The organism is Mailhella sp. (assembly GCF_057866825.1).
This window is the reverse complement of sequence record NZ_DBMAHT010000110.1, coordinates 1-6,812: the sequence shown is the minus strand read 5'-3', so window position 1 is coordinate 6,812 and position 6,812 is coordinate 1. Positions and strand designations below refer to the sequence as shown.

The 6,812-nt window shown below is 62.6% G+C and carries 5 protein-coding genes and 1 tRNA gene; all 6 read right to left on the bottom strand.

The features are described from left to right. On the bottom strand, positions 1–726 hold a 726-nt coding region (locus tag ACZM96_RS08820; RefSeq protein ID WP_489488596.1), incomplete at its 3' end, for an alpha/beta hydrolase. Between the two features lie 392 nt (positions 727–1,118). Beyond that, a tRNA-Leu gene (locus tag ACZM96_RS08815) sits at positions 1,119–1,205 on the bottom strand. Between the two features lie 67 nt (positions 1,206–1,272). Next, positions 1,273–4,794, bottom strand: coding sequence for a pyruvate:ferredoxin (flavodoxin) oxidoreductase (nifJ, locus tag ACZM96_RS08810; protein WP_489488595.1), 3,522 nt, complete (start codon positions 4,792–4,794; stop codon positions 1,273–1,275). Positions 4,795–4,981: 187 nt separating this feature from the next. After that, the gene (gene gpt / locus ACZM96_RS08805; RefSeq protein ID WP_489488594.1) at positions 4,982–5,479 is read right to left on the bottom strand and encodes a xanthine phosphoribosyltransferase; all 498 of its coding nucleotides are present in this window, start codon (positions 5,477–5,479) and stop codon (positions 4,982–4,984) included. Positions 5,480–5,493: 14 nt separating this feature from the next. After that, positions 5,494–6,321, bottom strand: a complete 828-nt coding sequence (locus tag ACZM96_RS08800; RefSeq protein ID WP_489488592.1) for an MlaA family lipoprotein — start codon at positions 6,319–6,321, stop codon at positions 5,494–5,496. Beyond that, positions 6,321–6,812: Tgt2/MlaC family protein (locus ACZM96_RS08795; RefSeq protein WP_489488591.1), on the bottom strand; the 492-nt coding region annotated here is incomplete at its 5' end. The genes ACZM96_RS08795 and ACZM96_RS08800, both read right to left, overlap by 1 nt.

Genomic DNA, 6,812 nt, shown 5'->3' with positions numbered 1-6,812 from the left:
CTGTTTTTCCCAGCTCGCCTCGCTGTGTTCGCCGCCGGGAACCACGCGCGCGGTCAGATGGATGCCGCGGTCGAAAATGGCGTCGGCCACGAGGCGCAGATCGTGCGCCATGCGGCGGTTGCCTCCGAATTCTTCCGAGCCCCAGTCCATGTACACCACGGTGTCGGGAGAGAGAGGGGCCGTGCGGATGAGGTCGGTCAGTTTTTTTCTGTCCGCCCAGATGTGGGGGGAGAGCGCCGCCGCGCGGGAGAAGATTTCGTTGTACTTCGTCACGGCGTAGTGGCTCATGAGGCCGCCCATGGAGCTGCCCGCAATGAAGGTCTGCTCGCGCCAGGGAATGGTGCGCCAGCGCCGGTCGATGGAGGGCTTGAACGTGTTCACGAGCCATTCCATGGTGATGTCGCCCCGGCCGGTGACGCAGCCGAATTCGGGATCGCAGAAGTCGTAGGGCGAATATTCGGACAGGCGGCCGTTGTCGGGATGATGATTGCATTCCACGGCGGCCACGATGAGGGGCACGTCGAAGAAGTCGAGGTATTCGGAAAGGCCCCAGCTTTTGCCGTGGGTGGCGTGGGAATCGAAGAAGACGTTGTGGCCGTCGAACATGTAGAGCACGGGGAAGCGGCGGCGGGGCTGATCCCGGTACATGGTGGGAAGGTAGAGATAGGCCCGGCGTTTTTCCCTGCCGGTGAGTTCGGGGATGGCAATGTTCCAGGTTTTGACCATAAGGCGTCCTTTCCGCGGACGCGGAGCGAGCGCGGATGCCGGCGCGACCGGCGCGTGTTCATGAAATGCGAAGTCCGCGCCTGCGGATGCGGCGGAGAGGGCGGCGGCATGATGCTGTGCTGCCGCGCGCGGACGAAGCGGCGCATCGGCGTCGCGTTTTTCCGCATTTCCCTGAAAAGAGCTCTAGCACAGCGGGCCGCGGATTTCAATTGCGTCTGCCGGAAGCGTTGCGGGGCGTGAAAAAGCCGGAACAGAGACTCCCGGGAAAGGGCGCGCACAAGAGAGCCCGGCCATCAGACGATGGAAGAGCCGGACGCACGATTCTTGTTTTTGGCTGCGGAAGAGAAAAATAAAAAGCCCGTAAGGATAACCTCACGGGCTTTGCGTGCTTCTGGTGCCGAAGAAGAGACTCGAACTCTTACTCCCGAACGGGAACTAGACCCTGAACCTAGCGTGTCTACCAATTTCACCACTTCGGCGCAGGAATGTAGATAGACAATTTGCCGCGGCTTGGCAAGTCTTTTTTTGCGGAAACGAAAAATTTTTTCAGTTTCCGCGGCGGCGGAGCGCCTCGGCGAGCCGTTCGTAGCGAAGGTAGCGGTGCGCGGCTTCTCTGGCGGCCTTTTCGGCGAGGGCGTCGGCCCGCTCGGGGAAGGTGCGTTTGAGCGAGGCGTAGCGGTTTTCGCCGCTCAGAAACTCTTCGTAGGGCATGCCTGGTCTGGGGCTGTCCAGCACGAGGGGATCGGGCCTGTCGGGATGATAGCGGTAGAGCGGCCAGTAGCCGCTTTCGGCGGCGCGCTTCATTTCCTGCTGCGCGTGGGCCATGCCCGCGCGGATGCCGTGGGCCGTGCAGGGCGCGTAGGCGATGACCAGCGAAGGCCCGCGATATTCCGAGGCTTCCTTGAGCGCCTTCATGAGCTGCTCGGGCGAAGCGCCCATGGAGACCTGCGCCACATAAATGTTGCCGTAGGCCATGAACATGGCGCCGAGATCCTTCTTGCCGCTCTTCTTGCCCGCGGAGGCGAACTGCGCCACCGCGCCGAGCGGCGTGGCCTTGGACGACTGACCGCCGGTGTTGGAATACACTTCCGTGTCCACCACGAGCACGTTGATGTCCTCTCCCGTGGCGAGCACGTGATCGAGGCCGCCGAAGCCGATGTCGTAGGCCCAGCCGTCGCCGCCGAACATCCAGAAGTATTTTTTGACCAGCTGATCGGCGTGGGCGAGAATGTCGCGCACCTCGTCGGTCTGCGGCAGTTGTTCAAGCGCTGCTTTAAGATTTTGCGAGGCTTCCTCCGAGCCTTCGTAGCTGTCGAAGAGTTCGAGCCAGCGGCGGGCGGCGCAGGCGGCGGGGCCTTCGGGGAGATGTTCCAGCAGACGGCGGACGCGTTCGCGTTCTGCCTCGCGCTGCTGACGCACGGAGAGCAGCATGCCGAGGCTGAATTCCGCATTGTTCTCGAACAGGCAGTTGGACCAGGCCGGGCCCTGACCGCGCGCGTTGACGGCGTAGGGAATGCCGGGCATGGCCGCGCCCCAGGCCTGCGAACAGCCGGTGGCGTTGGCCCAGTACACTCGGGTGCCGAAAAGCTGGGTAAGGAGCTTGGCGTAGGGCGTTTCGCCGCAGCCTGCGCAGGCGGCCGAAAATTCCAGCAGCGGCCGCCGGAACTGACTGCCGCGCACGGTGAAGGGCGCAAACACGCGCTTGTCTTCAATGCCGAGGGCGTAGTTCCACAGCCTGCGGTTTTCCTGCACCTCGGCCCGCGGCTTCATGGCAAGCGCCTTGCCCGCGGCGGGGCAGCAGGAAACGCAGCTTCCGCAGCCCGTGCAGTCGGCCACGCTTATCTGAAGGGTGTAGCGGAGCCCTTCGGCTCCCTTGCCCCGGGCCGGAGCGCTCACCAGGCCTTCGGGCGCGCGGGCGGCTTCGCCTTCGGTAAGAAGATACGGACGAATCACCGCATGCGGGCACACGAAGGAGCAGCGGTTGCACTGCACGCACGCTTCGGCATTCCAGCGGGGAACATGCACGGCGATGTCGCGCTTTTCCCAGGCGGTGAGGCCCATGTCCATCTGTCCGTCTTCGTAGCCGAGGAAGGCGCTCACGGGCAGATCGTCGCCCTTCTGGGCGTTCAGCGGATCAAGCAGACGGGTCACCACGGCGGGCGCGTCGGCGCGAGGGGCGGGCTCGTCGTTGTCGAGTATTTTCCAGCGTTCGGGCACGGGCGCTTCGCGCACGTTCTCAAATCCCGCGCGGATGGCGGCAATGTTGCGCGCCACCACCTCTTCGCCCTTGGCGAAGTAGGTCTTGCGCACGGCTTCCTCCATGCAGGTTTCGGCCTGCGATTCGGGAATGATGCCGGAAAGATGGAAGAATGCCGCCTGAAGAATGACGTTCACGTGCTGGCCGAGGCCGATTTCGTGCGCCAGCTTCGTGGCGTCGATGATGAAGAGACGGGCCTTTTTTTCGGCGAGCGTTTTGCGGAAGCGCGCGGGCAGGCGCTCGTCGAGTTCGTTTTCCTTCCAGGTGCAGTTGAGCAGGAAGAGGCCGCCTTCCTTGAGTTCTTCGGCCATGTCGTAGAGGCCGACGTAGCTTTGCGCGTGGCAGGCCACGATGTTCGGATGACGCACGGCGCGGGAGGCGCGCACCGGCCCCCTGCCGATGCGCAGATGCGAGCGCGTGAGGCCGTAGGATTTCTTGGCGTCGTATTCAAAATAGGCCTGCGCAAAGAGCGGCGTGACGCGGTTGATGATGTCCACGGTGTTCTTGTTCGCGCCCACCGTGCCGTCGGAACCGAGGCCCCAGAACTTGCAGCTCATGAGAATGTTGCCCCGGTCCGTGTCGAGCTCTTCGCCGCGCGGCAGGGAAAGATGGGTCACGTCGTCCACGATGCCGATGGAAAAATGATTCAGCGGCTCGGGGCGGCGCAGATTGTCGAAGACGTCGCGGATCTGGGTGGGATCGGTATCCTTGGAGGAAAGGCCGTAGCGGCCGCCGACGACGAGGGCGGAACGACCCGCTCCCATGAGCGCGGAGCACACGTCTTCGTAGAGCGGTTCGCCCGCCGAACCCATTTCGGCGCAGCGGTCGAGCACTGCGATGCGCCGCACGCTTGCAGGGAGCGCGGCGAGAAGATGACGGGCGGAGAAGGGGCGGTACAGACGCACCTGCACAAGGCCGACCTTGCGGCCCGCAGCGCGCAGGGCGTCCACGGTTTCCTCGATGGTGCCGCACACGGAGCCCATGGCCACGATGACGTCTTCGGCCTCAGGATCGCCGTAATACTGGAAGATATGATATTCACGCCCGGTGAGCGCGCTGATCTTTGCCATGCAGGATTCCACGTCGTCCGGCAGGGCGTCGTAGAAGCGGCGGGAGGCCTCCCGCACCTGGAAGAACACGTCGCCGTTCTGCACCGTGCCGCGGATGCGCGGATGCTCCGGATTCAGGGCCTGAGCGCGGAAGGCGTTCAGCGCGTCGCGGTCGAGCAGGGCGGCGAGTTCCTTGTCGTCGATTTCCTCCACCTTGCAAAGCTCGTGGGAGGTGCGGAAGCCGTCGAAAAAGTGCAGAAACGGGACTCTCGAATGCACGGCGCAAAGATGGGCCACGGCGGCGAGGTCCATGACTTCCTGCACACTGGCCGTGGAGAGCATGGCAAAGCCGGTCTGGCGGCAGTTCATGACGTCGGAATGATCGCCGAAAATGGACATGGCATGCGTGCCCACGGTGCGCGTGGCCACGTGCAGCACGCAGGGAAGATGTTCGCCGGCGATGCGGTGCAGCACCGGAATCATGAGCAAAAGCCCCTGCGACGAGGTGAAGGACGTGGCGAGCGCGCCGGTTTGAAGCGCGCCGTGTACGGCGGCGACGGCTCCGGCCTCGGACTGCATTTCCACGAGGCGCACGGGCTGACCGAACATGTTGAGGCGTCCGCGGGCGGACCAGAGATCGGTTTTTTCCGCCATGGGGGAGGATGGCGTGATGGGATAGATGGCGGCTATTTCGGTGAATATATAGGCGACGTGGGCGGCTGCCGTGTTGCCGTCCATGGTGACCATGCGTTGAGCGGACATGATGACTCTTTTCGTTATGGGCGGCGGGGGACGGCTGCCCGTCGGAAGAAAAAACGGTTATTGCCCCCGAACGGGGGAATGGGAGCACAGACGACGCGCGCTGTCAATTCCTTTTCTCGGAAAAGTCGGCGTTCGGAAATAAAAAAAGGCCGGTAAAACCGGCCTCTTTTCGATGGAAGATGATGTGTTACTCGCCTTCCTTGAGATCAATGATGGGCTTGGTGTACTGCACTTCGGAATCCCAGGGGAACAGCACCCAGGTGTCCTGACTGAGCTCGGTGACGAAGCTGTCCACAAGGGGGATGCCCGCAGGCTTGGCGTACAGCGTGGCGAAATGCGCCTTGGGCAGCATGTCGCGCAGAATCTTGGCGGTGTGGCCGGTGTCCACGAGATCGTCGATGACGAGGGTCTCTTCCGTGTTGAAGGAAGGATCGGCGCTCTTGAGCACGGTTTCCTGATCGCCTTCCTCGCGGTAGTTGTAGAGCATGATGCAGGCGGTGTCGATGTGGCGGATGTTGAGCTCGCGGGCGATGATGCCGGCGGGAATGAGTCCGCCGCGGGTGACGGCCACGATTTTGGTGAACTTGCCGCGTTCCAGAAGGCGCCAGGAGAGAGCCTTGGCGTCGCGGTGGAGCTGTTCCCAGGTTACGGGGAAGGTTTTGTGATAACGGTCTGATTTGGCCACGGTATGTCTCCTGGCTAGTCCTGAGTGTTGGAAGAGAAGGTCATGCGCTGCAGGCGGTTTTTCCGCATGTTGAGGTAGGCGTTGCGCAGGGCCACATAGGGTTCCAGAGCGGATTCGGTAATCTGATCGTAGGGCTTGTAGAGGGCGTCGGCGCCGTTGAAGGCGAAATACACGCTGCTTGCGGTGCTGATTTCCCAGTCGAGCGCGTAGTACTGCGGCTTCATGAAGGCGTCGCCGGTTTCGCCCACGGCTCCGCGAACGGTGGAGGGGCCGAGGAAGGGAATGATGAAGTACGGCCCGTCGGGCACGCCCCACACGCCGAGCGTGTAGTCGAAGTTTTCGGTTTCGGGGTGATAGGGGTAGAGCGGCTTGCTCTGACTGGCCACGTCGGCAAAGCCGAGGCTGACCATGAAGTTCACCACGGAGCGGTCGAATTCCACGCCGGCCTGCGCGAACTCGCCCTGCAGCAGGCTGTTGAGCATGCGCACGGGGAAGGCCACGTTGTGCGCAAAATTGCTGACGCCGTTGCGGATGGGTTCGGGCACGATGAAGGCGTAGCCCTTGTGCAGAGGCTTCACGATGTATTCGAGGAACCAGTCGTTCACGTGGAACCAGAAGCGGTTCCAGCCTTCCAGCGGATCGTCCTGAGCGGCGAGGTCTTCGGCGCTGTAGTCGTCGTAGTCGTCGAGGCCGCCGAAGTCTTCCCCGGCGTCGGCAGTCTGCGCGACGCTTTCAGCGGCAACCTGCTGCGACGCGGCGGGAGCGTTTTCCTGACGGGAGGCGCAGCCTGTGCCGCAGGCGAGAACCAGGGCCAGAAGGGCGGCGAAAATTGCGGTGCGCATTACTTGGCTTCCTTGGGTTTGTTCTTCTGTTCTTCGGCCTTGACCTTCACGCGTTCAATGAGTTCCTGCGGGGAGTTCTTGGTCAGAATGTCGCGGAACTGATCGCGGTAGTTCTTGATCATGCTGATGCCCTCGATGAGCACGTCGTACACGACCCAGCGATTGTTCTTTTCCAGCATGCGGAAGGCCACGGGGTAGGTCTTCTGATCGGCGAGAAATTCCATCTGCACTTCCACGCGCTTGCCGTTGCCGGCGCTGATTTCGCCGGTGAAGCGGATTTTCTGGCCGTTGTATTCATCGAGCGTGTCGATGTAGGTGTTGCGCAGAAGTTCGGTAAAGGCGTCCTTGAACTGCTGTTTCTGCTCGGGCGTGAACTGCCGCCAGGTGGGGCCCACGGTGCGGGTGGAGAACTCCTCGAAGTCGAAGAGGTCAAGCACGACGTCCTCGATCTTCTTGCGGATGACGGGCTTGCCTTCCGGCGTTTTGAAGGC

Bases quoted from the DNA above. Each gene is read 5' to 3' on its own strand.
- nifJ (WP_489488595.1), bottom strand. From the start codon at position 4,794: ATGTCCGCTCAACGCATGGTCACCATGGACGGCAACACGGCAGCCGCC.
- ACZM96_RS08800 (WP_489488592.1), bottom strand. From the start codon at position 6,321: ATGCGCACCGCAATTTTCGCCGCCCTTCTGGCCCTGGTTCTCGCCTGC.